The sequence below is a fragment of the Actinomadura latina NBRC 106108 genome (assembly GCF_001552195.1).
GTDB lineage: Bacteria > Actinomycetota > Actinomycetes > Streptosporangiales > Streptosporangiaceae > Spirillospora > Spirillospora latina.
Window position 1 is genome coordinate 174,791 of sequence record NZ_BCQS01000012.1, and the last position, 18,484, is coordinate 193,274.

19 protein-coding genes are annotated in these 18,484 nt (G+C 72.0%); 10 read left to right on the top strand and 9 right to left on the bottom strand.

Annotation, left to right across the window (positions count from 1 at the left end; genetic code table 11):
* Positions 1 to 16: 16 nt before the first annotated feature.
* Entirely contained in the window at positions 17 to 844 is an 828-nt protein-coding gene (locus AL2_RS18615; protein ID WP_067635145.1) for an alpha/beta hydrolase, read from the bottom strand.
* Between the two features lie 37 nt (positions 845 to 881).
* Between AL2_RS18615 and AL2_RS18620 the strand changes: the two genes are divergently transcribed.
* Positions 882 to 1,331, top strand: a complete 450-nt coding sequence (locus AL2_RS18620) for a MarR family winged helix-turn-helix transcriptional regulator (protein WP_067635146.1) — start codon at positions 882 to 884, stop codon at positions 1,329 to 1,331.
* 11 nt (positions 1,332 to 1,342) lie between these two features.
* Here AL2_RS18620 and AL2_RS18625 read toward each other — a convergent pair whose 3' ends face one another.
* From AL2_RS18625 to AL2_RS18640, 4 genes are read right to left on the bottom strand one after another with little or no spacing between them, the layout of a single operon-like run.
* Positions 1,343 to 2,131: an SDR family NAD(P)-dependent oxidoreductase gene (locus AL2_RS18625; protein ID WP_067635147.1), complete on the bottom strand. Its 789-nt coding sequence runs from the start codon at positions 2,129 to 2,131 to the stop codon at positions 1,343 to 1,345.
* Positions 2,128 to 2,913: an SDR family NAD(P)-dependent oxidoreductase gene (locus AL2_RS18630; RefSeq protein ID WP_067635148.1), complete on the bottom strand. Its 786-nt coding sequence runs from the start codon at positions 2,911 to 2,913 to the stop codon at positions 2,128 to 2,130. The genes AL2_RS18625 and AL2_RS18630 overlap by 4 nt, the downstream gene beginning before the upstream one ends.
* Entirely contained in the window at positions 2,906 to 3,145 is a 240-nt protein-coding gene (locus AL2_RS18635) for a ferredoxin (protein ID WP_067635149.1), read from the bottom strand. Before AL2_RS18635 ends, AL2_RS18630 begins: the two co-directional genes overlap by 8 nt.
* Positions 3,142 to 4,302, bottom strand: coding sequence for a 3-ketosteroid-9-alpha-monooxygenase, oxygenase component (locus AL2_RS18640; RefSeq protein ID WP_067635150.1), 1,161 nt, complete (start codon positions 4,300 to 4,302; stop codon positions 3,142 to 3,144). Before AL2_RS18640 ends, AL2_RS18635 begins: the two co-directional genes overlap by 4 nt.
* A gap of 148 nt (positions 4,303 to 4,450) precedes the next feature.
* Between AL2_RS18640 and hsaA the strand changes: the two genes are divergently transcribed.
* Positions 4,451 to 5,617, top strand: coding sequence for a 3-hydroxy-9,10-secoandrosta-1,3,5(10)-triene-9,17-dione monooxygenase oxygenase subunit (gene hsaA, locus AL2_RS18645; protein ID WP_067635151.1), 1,167 nt, complete (start codon positions 4,451 to 4,453; stop codon positions 5,615 to 5,617).
* 44 nt (positions 5,618 to 5,661) lie between these two features.
* Here hsaA and AL2_RS18650 read toward each other — a convergent pair whose 3' ends face one another.
* Complete coding sequence (locus AL2_RS18650) at positions 5,662 to 6,423, bottom strand: SDR family oxidoreductase (RefSeq protein ID WP_067635152.1); 762 nt, start codon at positions 6,421 to 6,423, stop codon at positions 5,662 to 5,664.
* Between the two features lie 149 nt (positions 6,424 to 6,572).
* Between AL2_RS18650 and AL2_RS18655 the strand changes: the two genes are divergently transcribed.
* Positions 6,573 to 7,445 (top strand): helix-turn-helix transcriptional regulator, encoded by an 873-nt coding sequence (locus AL2_RS18655; RefSeq protein ID WP_067635153.1) that lies wholly within the window; start codon positions 6,573 to 6,575, stop codon positions 7,443 to 7,445.
* A 61-nt stretch (positions 7,446 to 7,506) separates the two neighbouring features.
* On the opposite strand, the gene AL2_RS18660 is transcribed toward AL2_RS18655, so the two are convergent.
* Positions 7,507 to 9,006: an FAD-dependent oxidoreductase gene (locus tag AL2_RS18660; protein WP_083946653.1), complete on the bottom strand. Its 1,500-nt coding sequence runs from the start codon at positions 9,004 to 9,006 to the stop codon at positions 7,507 to 7,509.
* A 182-nt stretch (positions 9,007 to 9,188) separates the two neighbouring features.
* Here AL2_RS18660 and AL2_RS18665 point away from each other — a divergent pair, with 182 nt between their 5' ends.
* The 3 genes from AL2_RS18665 to AL2_RS18675 are packed head-to-tail and all read left to right on the top strand — an operon-like array spanning position 9,189 to position 11,397.
* Positions 9,189 to 9,812, top strand: a complete 624-nt coding sequence (locus AL2_RS18665; protein ID WP_174550858.1) for a TetR/AcrR family transcriptional regulator — start codon at positions 9,189 to 9,191, stop codon at positions 9,810 to 9,812.
* A 48-nt stretch (positions 9,813 to 9,860) separates the two neighbouring features.
* On the top strand, positions 9,861 to 10,610 hold the full coding sequence (locus AL2_RS18670; protein WP_067635155.1) for an SDR family NAD(P)-dependent oxidoreductase: 750 nt from the start codon (positions 9,861 to 9,863) through the stop codon (positions 10,608 to 10,610).
* Between the two features lie 10 nt (positions 10,611 to 10,620).
* Positions 10,621 to 11,397, top strand: coding sequence for an SDR family oxidoreductase (locus tag AL2_RS18675; protein WP_067635156.1), 777 nt, complete (start codon positions 10,621 to 10,623; stop codon positions 11,395 to 11,397).
* A gap of 67 nt (positions 11,398 to 11,464) precedes the next feature.
* Here AL2_RS18675 and AL2_RS18680 read toward each other — a convergent pair whose 3' ends face one another.
* Entirely contained in the window at positions 11,465 to 12,385 is a 921-nt protein-coding gene (locus AL2_RS18680; protein ID WP_067635157.1) for an SDR family NAD(P)-dependent oxidoreductase, read from the bottom strand.
* Between the two features lie 170 nt (positions 12,386 to 12,555).
* On the opposite strand from AL2_RS18680, the gene AL2_RS18685 reads away from it, so the two are divergent.
* The 4 genes from AL2_RS18685 to AL2_RS18700 are packed head-to-tail and all read left to right on the top strand — an operon-like array spanning position 12,556 to position 18,100.
* Entirely contained in the window at positions 12,556 to 14,151 is a 1,596-nt protein-coding gene (locus AL2_RS18685) for an acyl-CoA synthetase (RefSeq protein WP_067635158.1), read from the top strand.
* Between the two features lie 11 nt (positions 14,152 to 14,162).
* Positions 14,163 to 15,323: a steroid 3-ketoacyl-CoA thiolase gene (locus AL2_RS18690; RefSeq protein WP_067635159.1), complete on the top strand. Its 1,161-nt coding sequence runs from the start codon at positions 14,163 to 14,165 to the stop codon at positions 15,321 to 15,323.
* Positions 15,324 to 15,326: 3 nt separating this feature from the next.
* Entirely contained in the window at positions 15,327 to 17,489 is a 2,163-nt protein-coding gene (locus AL2_RS18695) for an acyl-CoA dehydrogenase family protein (protein WP_067635160.1), read from the top strand.
* On the top strand, positions 17,489 to 18,100 hold the full coding sequence (locus tag AL2_RS18700; RefSeq protein ID WP_067635372.1) for a PaaI family thioesterase: 612 nt from the start codon (positions 17,489 to 17,491) through the stop codon (positions 18,098 to 18,100). The genes AL2_RS18695 and AL2_RS18700 overlap by 1 nt, the downstream gene beginning before the upstream one ends.
* A 57-nt stretch (positions 18,101 to 18,157) precedes the next feature.
* Here AL2_RS18700 and AL2_RS36485 read toward each other — a convergent pair whose 3' ends face one another.
* On the bottom strand, positions 18,158 to 18,403 hold the full coding sequence (locus tag AL2_RS36485; RefSeq protein WP_439951368.1) for a DUF1062 domain-containing protein: 246 nt from the start codon (positions 18,401 to 18,403) through the stop codon (positions 18,158 to 18,160).
* Positions 18,404 to 18,484 lie beyond the last annotated feature (81 nt).

Sequence of the window (18,484 nt, forward strand, 5' to 3'; positions counted from 1 at the left end):
ACGCCGCCCGGATCTTTCAACCGGCGAAGGACTCGATCTCGGACCAGACCGCGGTGGGCTGCTCTTCCTGGGCGAAGTGGCCCGCGTCCTGGATGATCGCGGTCGTCAGGTTCTCGATTCCGGCCTCGCGGAAGCCGGCCGCGTAGGCGGTGATGTCGCCGCCTTCGCCGTCCCCTCGTAGGTAGAGGAGGGGCGTGGTGGTCGGTTCCGTGAGCGTGGCGTTGTCCTTGGCGTCTTGGCCGAAGGCGCGGTAGAGGTCGAAGCCGGCGGTCAGCGCGGTGTCGCTCTCGTAGGCGGCCACGTGGGCGGCCCGCGACTCGGGGGTGATCCTGGACGGGTCCACCGACAGCACGTCGTAGAAGTAGTCGAAGTACTCGGCCTGCCGCCCCCGCACGAGGGTCTCGGGCAGGGACGGAACCGCGTGCAGGCCGAAGTGCCAGATGTAGGGGTTCCGCAGGACGTCGTTCCATGGTGCGACGCCGGGAATCACCGTGTTCATGATGACCACGCGGTCCACGGGATACCGGCGCAGGTACGCGTAGGCGACCATCCCGCCCGCGTCGTGCCCGACCAGGGTGAGGTCGGTCAGCGACAGTTGCTCGACCAAGCTGTGCACGACGGACGCCAGCGCGGCCTTCGACCCGCCCGCGACGCCGCCTGTCGATCCGCCTATGCCGGGCAGGTCGAGGGCGATGATGCGCGCATCGGGCGAGGCGGCGTCCATCAGGGGCTGCCACGTCCGCCATGACTCGGGCCAGCCGTGCAGGAGCAGGTACGGGCGCCCGGACGGGTCTCCCGACTCCTCGACGTGCAGCGACCGGCCGTCCAGTGGAATTATCGACATGATTCATGTCTATCAGAGCACATGCATCATGTCGAATATGCTGGACGCCGTGGACGGGCCTCGCTACGAATACGGAACCGGATTCCTGCTGGCCCGCATGGGGTCGCTCACGGCCCGCTCCTGGACGGCCTTCCTGGCCGCCCACGACCTGACCCAAGGCCAGTACACGGTCCTCTCCACCCTCGGCGAACGCGGCGACATGGGGCAGCGGAGACTCGCCGAACTCGTCGCCGTGGACGCGCGCAACATCGTCGCCGTCCTCGACTCACTGGCCCGCCGCCGGCTGATCGAGCGAAGGACGGACGACACCGACCGCCGGCGCCGCCTCGTCGCGCTCACCGAGGAGGGGGCCGCCCTCGTCCGGGACCTCGCGGACGCAGCGGCCCAGGAGCAGGAAGGCTTCCTGAAACCCCTGGGCCGCGATGAGCGTGCGCAGCTGAACCGGCTGCTCAGGCGCCTCTACGAGGCGCATGTCGAAGGTGGTTAGGACGGATCCGGTTAGGACGGATCCGGCAGCATCCGCTTCATGGCCTCGTGGGCGCCCAGGACCTTGCGGTCGCGCGGGAAGCCCGCGCGCTTCTGCGCCGCCTCGTAGTTGCCGCCCGCGACCCAGATCGGGCCGTCCTTGAGGTGTTCGAGGCCCTCGCGGGCGATGTCGTCGGGGTCGGCGACGTTCAGCCCCGGCATGTCCATGTTGAGGCCGGCACGTTCCATCGCGGGAGTCCGCGTCACGCCGAGGATGAGTTCCAGGACGTCCACCCCGTGCTCGCGCATCTCCAGCCACAGCCCCTCGGCGAACACCCGTCCGAAGGACTTCACCGCCGAGTAGATGCTGATCTGCGCCTGCCCCATGTACCCGGCGAGTGAGCCGACCAGCAGCAGGCCACCGCGGCCGCGCGCCTTCATCAGCGCGCCGAAGTGGTGCGTGAAGGCCAGCTGCGCGGTGATGTTCAGGTCGATGACGTCCTGGAAGCGGTCCAGGTCGCCGGTGACGAACTCGTGGCCGTAGCTGTTCGCGCCCGCGTTGAAGATCAGCAGCCCGACGTCCAGGCCGTCGGTGACCTCGCGGACCTTCTTCAGCGGGTCGGGGGAGATCAGGTCCAGCTCCAGCGTGCGGACCTCCACCCCCTTCGCCCGGACGGCCTCCGCGGTCTCCGCCAGCGGGCCGGGCTTGCGGGCGATCAGCACCAGGTTCAGGCCGGCGTCCGCGAGCCGGTGTGCGAACGCGGCGCCGACCCCCTCCGAGCCGCCCGCGATGACGGCCCACGGGCCGTACTCGTCGATCATTCTTCTCCGTCCAGGTCCGGGGTCCAGGCGACGCCGTTGATATGCGAGCCGCCGTCCGCGAACAGGGTGTTTCCGGTCAGGTAGCGGGCGCCCTCGGACGCGAGGAACAGCGCCACCGGTGCGATGTCGGCCTCCGGGTCGCCGAGGCGGCCCATCGGGTTGGCGCGGTCGGCGGCGGCCTCGATCTCCGGATGCGCGGCCGCCATCCGCCGGAACGCCGCGCTCTTGGCGCCCGGGCAGATCGCGTTCACGACGACCCCCGTCGGCGCCCATTCGCGGGCGGCCGTGCGGGTCAGCGTCCGGAGGGCCTCCTTCGCCGAGTTGTACTCCAGGGTGCCCATGTGGGCGTTGACCCCATTCAGCGAGCACATGTTGATGACGCGCCCCCACCCGCGCGCCTTCATGTAGGGGAAGGCGGCCTGCATCGCCCACAGCGGGCCGTAGTAGCCCATCGCGAAACCGCGGGCGAGGTTCTCGTCGGTCTTGTTCTCGACGCGGCCGACCGTCCCGGCGCCCCAGGCGTTGTTGACCAGGACGTCCACGGCGCCCCACGTCTCGACCGCCGCGGCGATCATGGCGTGGACCTGTGCCTTGTCGGTCACGTCCGTCCGGACGAACCGGGCGTTCTCCCCGATCTCGGCGGCCACCCGCGCGCCGGTCTCCTCGTTCAGCTCCGCCACCAGGACGCGGGCGCCCGCGGCGGCGAAGCGGCGGGCGACGCCGCGTCCGATGCCGTCGCCCGCGCCGGTCACGACGGCGACCCGCCCGGTCAGCTCACCCATCGACGACCTTGATGGAGCCGGTCAGCGCCGCCTCCTGGATCGCCGAGCGCAGCGCCGGGCAGGTGTCGTGCGGGTCCTGGATGCCCACGCAGGCGGCCCGCGCGGCGGCGTTCCACTGGATGCTCGTCTGCTCCCAGCTCGACTTGCGCACCAGCACCTCGGCGGCGCAGCGGCGGCACGCGACCGGGAGCAGCGGGCCGTCCAGCAGCCGCTCGTCCTGGCGGGACGTCACGCCGAGGCCCCCTCGCGGCGCGCGAGGTTCTCCTCGACCTCCTTCTTCCACGACTCCACCGGACGGGTCGTGTCGATCTCGAACTCGAACCGGTCGGTCATCTCCGGCTTGACGTCGGCTGCGTCCACGTAGAACTGCTCGTACCAGCGGCGCAGCTGGTAGACGGGCCCGTCCTCCTCGCACAGCAGCGGGTTGTCGATGCGGGTCTTGTTCTTCCAGATCTCGACGTCCTGCTGGAAGCCGAGCAGGATGAACTCCGACAACTTCGCCGCGGTCGCCTCGGCCGCGTCCGGCGGCAGCGCGTCGCTGTGCTGGACGATGATGCCCGAGTGCAGCGAGAACGAGTTCTGGTCGATCGGGTAATGGCAGTTGATCAGGACCGAGTGCAGGTCGTACCCCTCGTAGTGGTACGTCAGCTCGTCGATCATGAACGAGGGGCCGTGGTAGGACGCGACGGAGGTGTTGCCGAGCATACGCGGCCCGCCCCCGCCGCCCTCCTCCCGTGCCGCGCGGGCGTCCTCGCGGGTCACGCCCTTCATGATCTGCGTGGCGGTCTGGTTCTCGAAGATGTTCTTGAAGTACGTCGGGAACGACTTGTGGATGTAGAAGAAGTGCGCCATGTCGACGACGTTGTCGATGACCTCGCGCGCGTTGGTGTGGACCACCTGCTCGGTCCAGCGCCAGTCGGTCCAGTCGTCGCGGGTGGCGCCCTCGATCACCGGGATCGTCACGTCCGCCGGGGGCTGCTTGCCCTCCGGGTCGTTCCAGACGAACAGCAGCTTGTCCTGCTCCATCGTCGGCCACGCGGCCGTCCGGGCGCGCAGCGGGACGCGGCGCGAGTACGGGATCGACTTGCAGCGGCCGTCGCCGCCCCAGCGCCAGTCGTGGAACGGGCAGGCGATCTCGTTGCCCTTGACCGTGCCCTGGGACAGGTCGCCGCCCATGTGCCGGCAGTAGCCGTCGAGGACGTTGGTCTTCCCGTCCGCACCGGTGAAGACGACGAGCTTCTGCCCGAACGCCTGGACCGTGTGGGGCTTGCCGTCCTTGAACTTCTCGGCCAGCCCGAGGCAGTGCCATCCCCGGGCGAAACGGGAGGAGACGGCCTCCGCCTCGATGGCGCGGACGGCGTCCGACTCGGTTGCGGTCACGTGGATCATCCCTTCAGCGATGGATGGCTGATTCGAACGTTAGGTCGCAGGTCACCGTCCTGAACGGCGAGTCCCGGTGGCCGGGACGCGGAGCCCCTTACGGGGACGCGGGCGTGGTCTGCTGCAATGGTCGGACGACGAAGACGGGAGTCGACGGATGAGCAACGAGGTCCTGGACGCCGTGCGCGGGCTGCTGCCGGGCATCGCCGAGCGGGCCCGGTCCGTGGACGAGAAGGGACACGTCCCCGCGGAGACGATGCGGGAGCTGACCGCCGCCGGAGTGTTCCGGATGCTCCAGCCCGCCCGCTACGGCGGCGCCGAGGACGACCCCGTCGCCTTCTACGAGGTGGTCCGCGCGATCTCGGGCGCCTGCGGCTCTACCGGCTGGGTCGCCGCGATCCTCGGCGTCCACTCCTGGCACCTCGGCCTGTTCGCGGACGAGGCGCAGCGCGAGGTGTGGGGCGTCGGCCCCGACACGCTGATCTCCTCGTCCTACAGCCCGATCGGCCGCCTCACCCCCGTCGACGGCGGCTACGAGCTGGCGGGCCGCTGGTCGTTCTCGTCCGGCTGCGAGTTCGCGTCCTGGGTGCTGCTCGGCGCCCTCGTCGTCGGCGCGGAGGGCCGCCCCGTCGACTTCATGACGGTGCTCGTCCCGAAGCGCGACTACGAGATCCGCGAAGTGTGGGACTCGATGGGCCTGCGCGGCACCGCCAGCGACGACATCGTCGTGGAGAAGGCGTTCGTCCCGTCCCACCGGGCCATGCGCAACTTCGAGCAGGCCCAGCTCCGCAACCCCGGGCGCAAGGTCAACACCGGCCCCCTCTACCGCATGCCGTTCGGCACGATCTTCACCAGCACGGTCACCGCCAGCGTGATCGGCATGGCGGGGGGCTGCCACGACCTCTACGTGGCGAAGATGCGCGACCGGATCCGCCTCAGCCTCGGCGGCGGCCGCTTCGTCGAGGACCCGCACGCCCAGGTCGCCGTCGCCCGCGCCGCCTCGGAGATCGACGCCGCGATCCTGCAGACCGACCGGAACGTCCGGGAGATCCACGAGTACGCGTCCCGCAACGAGAAGATCCCGATGGAGCTGCGGCTGCGCGCCCGCCGCGACCAGGTCCGCGGCACCGAACGCGCCATCGAGGCGATCGACATCCTCTTCAAGACCGCCGGCGGCAACTCCCTGCACCGCGGCAACGTCATCGAACGCGCCTGGCGCGACGCCCACGCCGGCAGCGTCCACGTCGCCAACGACGTCGAGCACGCCCTCTCCATGTGGGGCCGCGGCATCTTCGGCCTCAAGGTCGAGGACAACCTCGTCTGACCCTGGCGCACCTCTTCAACGGGCCGCGCATTCAGGCCGCGCATTCAGCCTTCGCGGCCGGGGAGCATGGCCAGGGCCTTGGAGCGCTGCGCGACGAGGTCGTCGTAGGTGCCGTCGCGCTCGGCCCAGCGGTGCGTGAGGACGCCCTTCACGAGGATCTCGCGGGGCGTGGGCTCCGCTGAGAGCAGTTGCATGACCTCGGTGGCGAAGTCGTCGAGCGGCAGCGCGTGCGGGTTCACCTTTTCCTGGCCCGCCGTGGCGACGGCCGGGGGGACGAGTTCGACGACGCCGACGCCGGTGCCGTCGAGTTGCGCGCGCAGTGCCTCGGAGTAGGCGTGCACCGCGGCCTTCGAGGCGGCGTAGGCGGGCATGGGCGGGAACGGCAGGAATGCGATGCCGGAGGTCACGGTGATGAAGGTGCCGGCGGCCCGCCGGACCAGGTGCGGGGTGAAGGCGTCGATGACCCGGATGGTGCCGACCAGGTTGGTGTCGATCGTCGTCTCCGCCACCTCGAAGTGCGCGGGATCGCGCAGGTCCTCCACGGCCATGACGCCCGACATCGTCACCACGGTGTCCAGCTCGGGGTACCGGGCGAGCACGGCGTCGCGGGCACGTGCGACGGAGGCACTGTCGGTGACGTCGATGCCGAACGTGCCGAAACCCTCTCCGGCGAGTTCCGAGAGTGCCTCCGGGCTGCGGCCGCCCACGGCCACGGTGCTGCCCGCCGCGGCGAACCGGCGGGCCAGCTCCCGCCCGATGCCCGAGGTCCCGCCGACGATGAGGACGGTGCGGTTGGAGAGATCCATGAGGTCTTCCCTTCAGCGAGGCTCGCCGTCCTCCTCGGACAGCGCTGCCGCAAGTCTTGACGGCGTTCGCCGCAAGTGGCAGAGCCCCCGTGCTCCCTGGTCCTGCCAGGACCCCCGCTGAGACGCGCGCACCGCCTTACCGTGTGGGTATGAAGGACGAGGAATCCGGCAACCGGCTCGGCGGCTACCTGCGTGCGCGACGCGAGCTGATCTCCCCGGCGCAGGCGGGACTCCCGCCCGGCGGCAACCGCCGCGTCCCCGGCCTGCGCCGTGAGGAGGTCGCGCTGCTCGCGGGCATCAGCCCCGACTACTACCTGCGCCTGGAACGGGGCCGCGACAGGAACCCCTCACCTCAGGTGCTCGAATCACTCGCGCGCGTCCTGCAGCTCGACGACGTCGAACGGACGTATCTGCTCGGCCTCGCGGCGGTCCGCGCGAGGGCGCCGCGCCGCAGGCGCCCCGAGCAGGTACCGGCACGGGTGCACCAACTCCTCGCCCACCTCGAGATCCCCGCGTTCGTCGAAGGCCGCGCCTTCGACGTCCTGGCCTCCAACCCGATGGCCGTCGCGTTCTCCCCGCGCCTTCGGCCCGGCCAGAACCGGCTCCGCTCCCTGTTCCTCGACCCCGAGGAACAAGCCTTCCAACAGGACTGGGCGAATTCCGCCGCCAGCTTCATCGCCGCTCTTCGCACCACCATCGGGGACGACATCGACAACCCCCGGTTCGTCGAACTCGTCGGGGAACTCGCACTCGCCAGTCAACGGTTCCGCACCCTGTGGGCCCGACACGACGTCCGCAACCTCGACGGAGGAACCACCGTCGTCCGCCACCCCGTCGTCGGTGAACTACGGCTCCACCGCGACAAACTCCCCATCGACGAAGTCATCCTCGTCGTCTACTACCCCGACAAGGGCAGCGACAGCGACGAGAAACTGCGACTCCTCGCCGCGCTCTCACGCACGGAACCCGCCGGTACGGCGCACGACAGCCCGGCGGACGTCCCGCATCCGAAGACCCCCTGACGAACGCGCGCGGTTCCGGCGGCTCAGGTGACGGTCGCTACGGCACCCCTACCCATGGATCTCACGGGTTGCTTCTCTTGATGTCCTGGACGGCGCGGTAGGCGAACGCCACCGCCGATCCGATCGGGATGCCCGGACCGGGATAGACCGGGCCGGTGAACGAGGCACTGGTGTTGCCGGCGGCGTAGAGGCCGGGGATCGGACGGTCCGAGGCGTCCAGGACGCGGGCGTCGGGGTCGGTGCGCAGCCCGCCCTTCGTCCCGAGGTCGCTGAGCACGACCTCCGCCGCGTAGTACGGGGGCTCGTCGACGGCCACCACGCACGGCCTGCCGCCGGAGAAGTACAGGTCGTAAGGGTCCTCGCCGCGGTGGAAGTCGTCGTCGACGCCCTTCTCGGCGAAGCCGTTGAAGCGGGCGACGGTCCCGGTCAGGACGTCGACGGGAAGGCCGATCTTCCCGGCCAGTTCCTCCAGTGTCCCGGCCTGGACCCACCGGCCGGACGCCAGCTGCTCATCCGTCGTCAGCGGCGGGACGGAGATCGCCGGCAGCCCGTCCGAACGCGCGTCGAAGATCAGGTGGAAGGGGCCCTCGGCGGCGGCCAGCTTGCGGCCCATCTGGTCGTAGGGGAGCGACTCGTTGGCGAAGCGGCGTCCGGAGCCGTCCACGATGAGCCCGCCCCGGAAGCCGAGCGTGAACGCGGGCCGCCCGTCCGGGGTGAGGAGGCCGGGGCAGAACCACGCCTGGTCGAGCCGCCCGGTGGACGCGCCGATCCGCACGGCCGCCTCGATCGCGTCGCCGGTGTTCGCGCCGTCCGGGGCCATCGTCCAGTCCGCGCCGCCCGGCACGCCGCGCGCGGCCCGCAGGCCGGCCGACGACTCGAACCCGCCGGCGGCCAGCAGCACGCCCCGCGACGCCCGCAGCCGGAGCCCGCCGGCCTCGACGCCCGCGACCCGGCCGTCTTCCACGATCAGGCCGGTCAGCGGGGTCTCGGTGCGCACGACGCCGGCGCCGGTCGCGGTGAGCGCCAGCAGCAGCCGCCCGATCAGCGCCCGGCCCTGCGCCATCGGCTTGGACGAGTGCCCGCGCCCCGCCCGGTCCCGGTCGACCGGCGGGCGGACGAGCCCGGCGAGTTCACCGAGCCGCTCCACCGGCAGTTCGAGCGGCACGAACGAACGCCCCATGTCCATGCGTCCGGGCGCGTCGAAGTAGTCGGGGAACGCCTGGAACCGGAATTCGAGCGCCGGGTCCTTCTCCAGGAACTCCACCACCTGGGGCGCCGTCTCCAGGAACGCCTCGCGGTGGGCCGCGCCGTCATCGCCCAGCAGCGCCCGCAGGTACGTGCGCGCCGACTCGGTCGAGTCGCCGATCCCGGCCCGCTCCTGCACCCGCGTGCCCGGCAGCCAGATCGCCGACCCCGAGTACGCGGACGTCCCGCCGAGCACCCCGGTCTTCTCCAGCACGGCCGTCCGCAGCCCCGTCGAGGCCGCCGCGAGCGCACCGGCCATCGCGCCGGCCCCGGAGCCGGCCACCACCACGTCGTACTCGTCGTCCCATTTCCCCACGTGACGTCCCCTCCAGCCCGCACGATCCCGGCGCGCGCACAAGGTAAGCGCGGGCCGCGCCGCGGCGGGGCGTCCCGTCCCACTGACCGGTATCGCCGATCGCGGGGACGGCGCGCGTTCTGGATATTGTTCCTAGTCAGCACACCGGCGTCAGCCGCACCGACGGACCCGGAGGGAGGACCGTGGCGAGGATCGCAGCGGCGAGGATGTCCGCCGAGCCCAGCTCACCCGAGCAGCACGACCGGCGGCAGCGCATCCTGCGCGCCGCGTCGCGCATCGGTACCGAGAAGTCCCTCGAACGCGTCCAGATGCACGAGGTGGCGAAGGCGGCCGGGGTCGCGATCGGCACGCTGTACCGGTACTTCCCGTCGAAGGTGCACCTGTTCACCGCGGTGATGGCGGCGCAGGTCGACCGGCTCCGCGAGCAGGTCTCCGAGCCCGCGCCCGGCGTCGAGCCCGAGGACGCGGTCGCCGACCTGCTGGTGCAGGCCAGCCGGAGCCTGATGACGCAGCCCGTGCTGTCGGCGTCGATGCTGCACGCGTCGAACACCGCGCATGTCGCGACCGTCGCCGACACGATCCACATCGACAGCACGTTCCGGGAGATCCTGCTGCGCGCCGTGGGCATCGAGGTCCCGACCGCGCAGGACGTCACGCTCGTCCGGCTGCTGATGCAGTGCTGGTACGGGGTGCTCCAGTCGAGCCTGAACGGCCGCGCGTCCATGGCGGACGTGGAGAGCGACATCCGCCTCGCCTGCCGGCTCCTCCTCGCGCCCCGGTCGAACGCCGCGCGCCCCTCCCAGTGATCGGGATGGTCCCGGCGGACGGTCCGGGACAGCGGCTAGCGTGCCGCCATGAATCGCTATGACGGCGTGAGAGTGCTGCTCACCGGGGCTGGGTCCGGCATCGGACGGGCCACGGCGATCCGCCTCACCACCGAGGGCGCCGCGGTCTACGGCGTGGACATCTCCGACAAGGGCCTGGCCGAGACCGCCGAGGCGGTCACCGGGCCCGGCACCATCACCACCCGCACGGCCGATGTGACCGACGAGGCCGCCGTGATCGCCGCGGTGGCGGGCGCGGCCGAGGCGCTCGGCGGCATCGACGTCCTCGTCAACGTGGCCGGCGTCCACAAGACCACCCCCATCGAGACGCTGACGGTGGCGGACCTGAACCGGCTGTTCTCCGTCAACCTCGTCGGGACCGCCCTGTTCTGCCGCGAGGCGCTGAAGCACCTCCCGGACCGGACGGGCGTGATCATCAACACGGCCTCGCTGTCGGCGACGCAGGGCAACCCGTACATGACGGCGTACTCGGCGTCCAAGGGCGCGGTGCTGGCGTTCTCCCTCAGCCTCGCCGCCGAGCTGGCCGCCCGGCGCATCCGGGTCGTGCCGATCTCCCCGGGCGCGGTCGACACGCCGCTGATCCGGTCCGCCGACATGTTCCCGCCCGGCCTCGACCTCGACTACTTCTCCAAGATCCGGTCCTACTACGGTGCCGCCGATCCGGAGATGATCGCCGCCGCGATCGCGTTCGCGGGGTCGTCCGACGCCGCCTACTACACCGGCGCCGACTTCCGCGTCGACGGCGGCGCACACACCTAGGAGAGTGACCATGGCACGCACCATCGCCGTCAGCGGCTCGGCGTCCGGCATCGGCGAGGCCCTCGCCGGGATGCTGCGGGACGCGGGCGACACCGTCATCGGGATCGACCTGCGCGACGCGGAGGTCTGCGCCGACCTGAGCGTCCCCGAGGGCCGGGCGAGCGCGGTCGGGGAGACCCTGGAGAAGGCCGGCGGGCGGCTCGACGCCGTCGTGGCCTGCGCCGGCGTCTCCGACTTCACGATCATGCCGGTCAAGGTGAACTACTTCGGCGTCGTCGGGCTGCTGGACGGGCTGCGTCCCGCGCTCGCGGCGGCGGAGTCGCCGCGCGCCGCCGTCGTCGCCTCGATCTCCGGCACCCACCCGGTGGACGACGACGTCGTCCGCGCCTGCCTGGACCTGGACGAGCCGGCCGCGATCGCGGCGGCGACGAAGGTCGAGGAGAGCGGCGCCGGCGGCCGGCTGTACCCGTCGTCGAAGTCGGCGCTCGCGCAGTGGATGCGCCGGGTCTGCACCACCCCGGAGTGGGCGGGCGCGGGCATCCCGCTGAACGCGATCGCGCCGGGCGTGGTGAAGACGCCGATGACCGAGCCGCTGTTCGCGGACGAGGCCATGTTCGAGATCATGAACGAGGCCGTCCCGATGCCGCTGAACGGCTACGCCGACCCGGAGGTGATCGCGGAGGCGCTGCGCTGGCTGATCTCCCCGGTCAACAGCCACATGGCCGGCCAGGTCATCTACGTGGACGGCGGCGCCGAGGCCACCCTGCGCGAGGCGTCCCTCTTCTGAGCACGACCGGATGGAACACCGGTGGCCGCCCCTCGCGCCGAAGGCGGCCACCGGCGGGTTCGGGTGATCAGTACTTGCTGGTACCGGTGTCGTCGAGCGCGGCGACGCTGTAGGCGGCGTAGGTCTGCCGCGGGTCGCGGCCGTCGAAGTACGGCGTGATCTGCGCGCCGAACTCCTCGACGGAGAAGACGCCCTCGGCCGCCGTGAACTTCTGCTCCACGGTCGGGGCGGCCATCAGCGCGACCATGTCGCCGTACACGACGAACACCTGGCCGGTGATCTTCTCGGACGCGGGGGACGCCAGGTAGCCGACGAACGTGCCGACCCGCTCGGGCGCCATCACGTCCACGCCGCCGGGCGCGGTGCCCTCGGCGAACGTCGCCTCGGTCATCGCCGTCCGGGCGCGGGGGCAGATCGCGTTGGCGCGCACCCCGTACCGGCCGAGGCCCGCGGACGTCGACAGCGTGAGCGCCACGATGCCGGCCTTGGCGGCGGAGTAGTTCGGCTGGCCCGCCGACCCGAACAGGAACGCCTCCGACGCGGTGTTGACCACGCGCCCGTAGACCGGGCCGCCGGCGGCCTTGCTCGCGGCGCGCCAGTGCACGGCGGCGGCGCGGGACACCGACGCGTGCCCCTTCAGGTGGACGTGGATGACGTCGTCCCAGTCCGACTCCGACAGGTTGAACAGCATCTTGTCGCGCAGCACGCCCGCGTTGTTCACCAGGACGTCCAGCGACCCGAACGTGTCGACGGCGGCCGACACCAGCGTGTCGCCCATCGACCAGTCGCCGACGTCCCCCTTGACCGCGACGGCCCCGCCGCCCGCCTTCGTGATCTCGGCGACGACGTCGTCGGCCGCCGGGCCCATGTCGTTGACGACGACGTTGGCGCCCTGCGCGGCCAGGGCGAGGGCCTCGGCACGGCCGAGCCCGGCGCCCGCGCCGGTGACGATGGCGGTACGGCCCGCCAGGGACAGGTCAGCGTTCATCGCAGCCTCCGGGATCGGTGTTCAGGTCGCGTCCGGAGGCTAGTACGAATTCTAGTTCCGCCCGCGGCGCGGTCCCGCTGAGTGGGTGTCCGCAGGTGGAGTGAAAGGCGAAGACCGCTGAGCGGGACGGCCCTTGCCCTCCGATGAGAACCAATTCTAGTCTCGCGGCCATGACGCTGAACTTGGCGACCCTCTTCGAGGCCGTGGCGGCGGCCGTCCCCGGCCGCACGGCGCTCGTCTGCGGCGACCGCAGCCTGACCTTCGCCGACCTCGACGCGCGGGCCGACGCGGCGGGCGGCCGGCTGCGCTCGGCGGGCATCGCGCCGGGCGAGCACGTGGGCCTGCACATGCTGAACGGCACCGAGTACGTCGAGGCGATGCTCGGCTGCCTGAAGATCCGGGCCGTGCCGGTCAACATCAACTACCGGTACACCGACCGGGAACTGCTGTACCTCTACACCGACGCCGGGCTCACGGCCCTGGTCGTGGACGACGAGTTCGCGCCGGCCGCCGCCCGCGTCGCCGGAGAATGCCCCGACCTGCGCGTCGTCTCGGTCGTCCGGACGGGGGAGACGGCGGAGAAGCCGGAGTGGCCGTCGCGGATCAGCGTCACCGACTACGTGTCCGAGCCCGGCTCGCCCGACCCGTCCCTGCGCGAGGGCCGCAGCGCCGACGACCGCTACGTCCTCTACACGGGCGGCACGACCGGCAACCCGAAGGGCGTCGTCTGGCGGCATGAGGACTTCTACATGGCCGCCGTGAAGGGCGGGAACCCGTACGGCGAGCCGCGCCGCACCGTCGAGGAGCTCGTCGAGGGCGCGAAGACCGGGTTCGAGCTCAGCTACCTGCTGACGATGCCGCTGATGCACGGCGCCGCGTCCTACACGCTGTTCATGGCGATGCTCACCGGCTGCAAGTCGATCCTGATGCGGCGTTTCGACGCGATGGACGCGCTCCGCACGATCGACCGCGAGAAGCCCATGATCGTCGCGGTGGTGGGGGACGCGATCGCGCGCCCGCTCGCCGACGCGATCCGCGCGCACGGCGCCGAGTACGACCTGTCGTCCCTCAAGGTGCTCGGGTCGGGCGGCGCGATCCTGTCGCGCAGCGTGCAGGAGGAGTTCGCCGGGCTGATCCCCGGCATCCACGTGAACAACGCGTTCGGCGCGTCGGAGTCGGGCGCGGACGGCACCATCGCGATCGGCGCGGACGGCCTGATGCGGCTCGCCGCCGACCCCCGCGTCACCGTGGTGGACGCGAACCTGAAGCCGGTCCCGCCCGGCTCGGACGAGGTCGGCTACCTCGCCCGCTCCGGGAACGTCCCGCTCGCCTACCACAACGACCCGGAGAAGACGGCGCGGACGTTCCCCGTCATCGACGGCACACGCTGGACGATCCTCGGCGACATGGCCCGGGTCGAGGCCGACGGCACGGTCGTCGTCCTCGGGCGCGGCTCCGGCTGCATCAACACCGGCGGCGAGAAGGTGTTCCCCGAGGAGGTCGAGCAGGCCCTCAAGTCGCACCCCGCCGTGATGGACGCGCTGGTCGCCGGCGTCCCCGACGACCGCTTCGGCGAGCGCGTCGCCGCCGTCGTGGAGCTGCGGCCCGGGGCGTCCGCGGCCGTCGACGACCTGCGGGCGCACTGCCGCGAGCACCTCGCCGGCTACAAGATCCCCGCCGTGGTGACCTTCGCGGACGCGATCGTCCGCTCCCCGTCGGGCAAGGCCGACTACCGCTGGGCCAAGCGCGTCCTGACCGAGAACTAAGGAGACATTCCATGCCTGAGGCCGTCATCGTCGATGCCGTCCGGACGCCGGTCGGCAAGCGCCGCGGCGCCCTGTCCGGGCTGCACCCGGCCCAGCTGCTCGGGGCGACGCAGCGCGGGCTGCTCGACCGCGCCGGCATCGACGCCGCGGCGGTCGAGCAGGTCGTCGGCGGCTGCGTGACGCAGGCGGGGGAGCAGTCCAACAACGTGACCCGCAACGCGTGGCTGTACGCGGGCCTGCCCTACACGACCGCGTGCACGACGATCGACTGCGCGTGCGGGTCGTCCCAGCAGGCCGTGCACATGATCGCCGGGCTGATCGCGTCCGGAGCGATCGACACCGGCATCGGCTGCGGCGTCGAGGCGATGAGCCGGGTGTTCCTCGGCCAGGCGAGCACCCCTGAGACCGGCAGCCCCGCCCCCGAGGGCTGGGACATCGACTACCCCGACCAGTTCACCGCCGCCGAGCGCATCGCGAAGAAGCGCGGCATCACCCGCGAGGACGCCGACGCCCTCGGGCTCGCGTCGCAGGCCAAGGCGAAGGCGGCGTGGGACGACGACCGGTTCGCCGGGCAGATCCTCCCGATCGAGGCGCCGATCATGACCAAGGAGGGCCCGACCGGTGAGACGGCCGTGGTCACCCGCGACCAGGGGCTGCGCGACACGACCGCCGAGGCGCTCGCCGGGCTGAAGCCCGTCATCCCGGACGGGATCCACACCGCCGGCAACTCGTCCCAGATCAGCGACGGGGCCGCCGCGGTGCTGCTGATGTCCGCCGAGCGGGCCGCCGAGCTGGGGCTGCGGCCCCGCGCCCGGATCGTCGCGTCCGGGATGGTCGGGTCCGACCCGTACTACCACCTGGACGGGCCGATCGACTCGACGCGGCACGTCCTGGAGCGGGCGGGCATGAAGCTGTCCGACATCGACCTCGTCGAGATCAACGAGGCGTTCGCGTCGGTCGTGCTGTCGTGGGCGTCCGTGCTCGGCGCCGACATGGACAAGGTCAACGTCAACGGCGGCGCCATCGCCCTCGGCCACGCGGTCGGCTCGACCGGCGCCCGCCTCATCACGCAGGCCGTGAACGAGCTGGAGCGGTCCGACACGTCGACCGCCCTCGTCACGATGTGCGCGGGCGGCGCGCACTCCACGGCCACCATCATCGAACGGATCTGAAGCATGACCATCGGGCTGACCGAGGAGCACCGCGACCTGCGCGACGCCGTGCGCGCGTTCACGTCGCGGCAGGTGACGCCTTCGGCGGTGCGCCTCGCCGTGGACGCCGAGCAGGAGAAGGCGCCGGCGTTCTGGGACGACCTCGCCGCGCAGGGACTGCTCGGGCTGCACCTTCCGGAGAGCGCGGGCGGCGCGGGCTACGGCCTGGTCGAGCTGGCCGTCGTCCTGGAGGAGTTGGGGCGCGCCATCGTCCCGGGGCCGTTCCTGCCGACCGTCCTGGCGAGCGCCGTGCTGTCCCGCGCGGGACACGCCGGGCACCTGCCGTCCCTCGCGGACGGGAGCGCGGCCGGCGCGGTGGGCCTGGACGCGGGGAGCCTCGCCCTCGCCCGTTCCGGCTCCGAGGTCACGGTGACCGGCGTTTCGGGCCCGGTGCTGGGCGCTCCGCTGGCGGACGTCCTCGTCGTCCCGGCCCGGGACGGGGACGGGACGGCCTGGGTCGTCCTGCCCCGCGGCGCGGCCGTCGTCGACGAGCTGCCCAGCCACGACCTGACCCGCCGCCTGGGCACGGTCGAGCCGGCGAACGCGGCCGTCTCCGTCCTGGACATCGGGACGCAGACCGTCCGCGACCTCGCGGCGGTGCTGTTCGCCGCCGAGTCGTCCGGCCTGGCCGACTGGGCGACAGCGACCGCCGCCGAGTACGCCAAGGTCCGCGAGCAGTTCGGCCGCCCGATCGGGCAGTTCCAGGGCGTCAAGCACCGCTGCGCCCGGATGCTCGCGCACGCCGAGCAGGCCCGCGCCTGCGCCTGGGACGCCGCCCGCGCCCAGGACGAGCCCGACCCGCGCGAGGCGTCCCTGGCCGCGGCCGTCGCGGGCGCGACCAGCGTCCAGGCCGCGTTCCAGACCGCCAAGGACTGCATCCAGACCCTCGGCGGCATCGGCTTCACCTGGGAGCACGACGCGAGCCTCTACCTGCGCCGGGCGCAGACCCTCCGCATCCTGCTCGGCTCCACCGCGTCGTGGCGCCGCCGGGTCGCGCGCCTGACCCTGGACGGCGTCCGCCGCGAACTGAGCGTCGAACTGCCGCCCGAGGCCGAGGAGGTCCGCGCGGAGGTCCGAGCCGAACTGGAGCCGGCCAAGGCCCTGGAGGGCAGGGAGCGCGTGACGTACCTGGCCGACCGCGGCTACACGTCCCCGCACCTCCCCGCCCCGTGGGGCAAGGGCGCGGACGCCGTCGCCCAGCTGGTCATCGCCGAGGAGATGCGCGCCGCGGGCCTCCGCGCGCACGACATGATCATCGGCAACTGGGTGGTGCCGACGCTGATCGCGCACGGGTCGCCCGCCCAGCACGAGCGCTTCCTGCCGGGGTCCTTCCGCGGCGACATCCGCTGGTGCCAGCTGTTCTCCGAGCCGGGTGCGGGCTCCGACCTCGCCGCGCTGTCCACGCGGGCCGAGAAGGCCGAGGGCGGCTGGACGATCACCGGGCAGAAGGTGTGGACGTCCATGGCCCGCGAGGCCGACTGGGGCATCCTGCTCGCCCGCACGGACCCGTCCGTCCCGAAGCACAAGGGCCTGTCGTACTTCCTGCTGGACATGAAGTCCCCGGGGATCGACATCCGGCCGCTGCGCGAGCTGACCGGCGACACCCTGTTCAACGAGGTGTTCCTCGACGGCGTGTTCATCCCGGACGACCTCCTGGTCTCCGCCCCCGGCGACGGCTGGAAGCTCGCCCGGACGACCCTCGCCAACGAGCGCGTCTCGCTCTCGAACGACTCGTCCCTCGGCAGCGGCGGCGAGGCCCTCCTCAAGCTGGCGGCGGGCGCCGACGACGAGCGCCTGACCACGCTCGGCGGCATCCTCTGCGACGCCCAGTCGAGCAGCCTGTTCGGCCTGCGCACCACGCTGCGCTCCCTCGCCGGCGGGCAGCCGGGCGCCGAGTCGAGCATCGGCAAGCTGATCGGCGTGGAGCACATCCAGCAGGTGTGGGAGACCGCCATGGACTGGATCGGCCCCGAAGCGCTCTCCGGCCGCGGCGAAGGCGGCATGAAGGACCCGGCCTGGATGTTCCTGAACTCCCGCAACATGTCGATCGCGGGCGGCACGACGGACGTGCAACTGAATATCATCGGCGAGCGCCTCCTCGGCCTGCCCCGGGACCCGGTTGCGTGATGACGATCGACCTGCATTCCGAAACCCGGCCCGCCGGAGTGGACGCCGCCGTCGAGGCGGCCCGCCGCGTGATCGACGCGCTCGTCCGCTCCGGCGAGATGACGGACGCCGACATGTCCGGCATCGCCGACCGCCTGAACGCCGTGGCCGACGACCTGGAGGCGACGGCGCCGCCCCTGGACGACCGCCTGGTCAACATGTGGCGCGGCGACGGCATGACCCGCCATGACCCGGTCACGGGCCCGGAGAACCCGATCGCGCCGCCGCTCGAATACACGGCCGTGGACTCCCACACCATCCAGGCCGTGGCGACGCTGGGCCTGCCGTACCAGGGGCCGCCGTCCAGCGTCCACGGCGGCGTCTCGGCCCTCCTCCTCGACCACACTCTCGGCGTGGCGAACGGCTGGGCGGGCGCCTCGGGGGTGACGGCCGAGCTGACCGTCCGCTACCACCACCTGACCCCGCTCTTCGAACCGCTGACGATCACCGCCCGCCAGGTCTCGGTGGACGGCCGCAAGATCCGCACGACGGGCGAGATCAAGGCGAACGGCGAAACCTGCGTGTCGGCCGAGGGCCTCTTCATAGCCAAACACCCGCCCCGCCCCCGCTGACGCCCGGGCCTCGGACGACGCGGCCGACGCCCGGCGCGCCGGCCGCATCTCCGTTAGTCAGCGGGCAGCACGGTGAAGGTGAACCCGGTGCTCGTCGGACGGCGCAGCGGAGTGTCGCACTTGACTCGGCGCAGCACCTGGTTCCTGCTGAGGCCGAGCCCCTGGGTGATGGTGCACGGTGAGCTTGCTCGTCCGGTCGCAGGACACGCAGCGGACGAGCAGCCACACCGAAAGGATCTTGCTGTTGGCGTTGACGCGGAACCTGCCCTCGCCGGTGGTGGCCGACTCCGACCGGCAGCCCACGAGACCGATCAGGCGCGGCCTCAAGCGCTGAATGACCGGGCGCGCGCGGGCAGCCCGGCAGAGCCGACGAGAGGGTCGGCT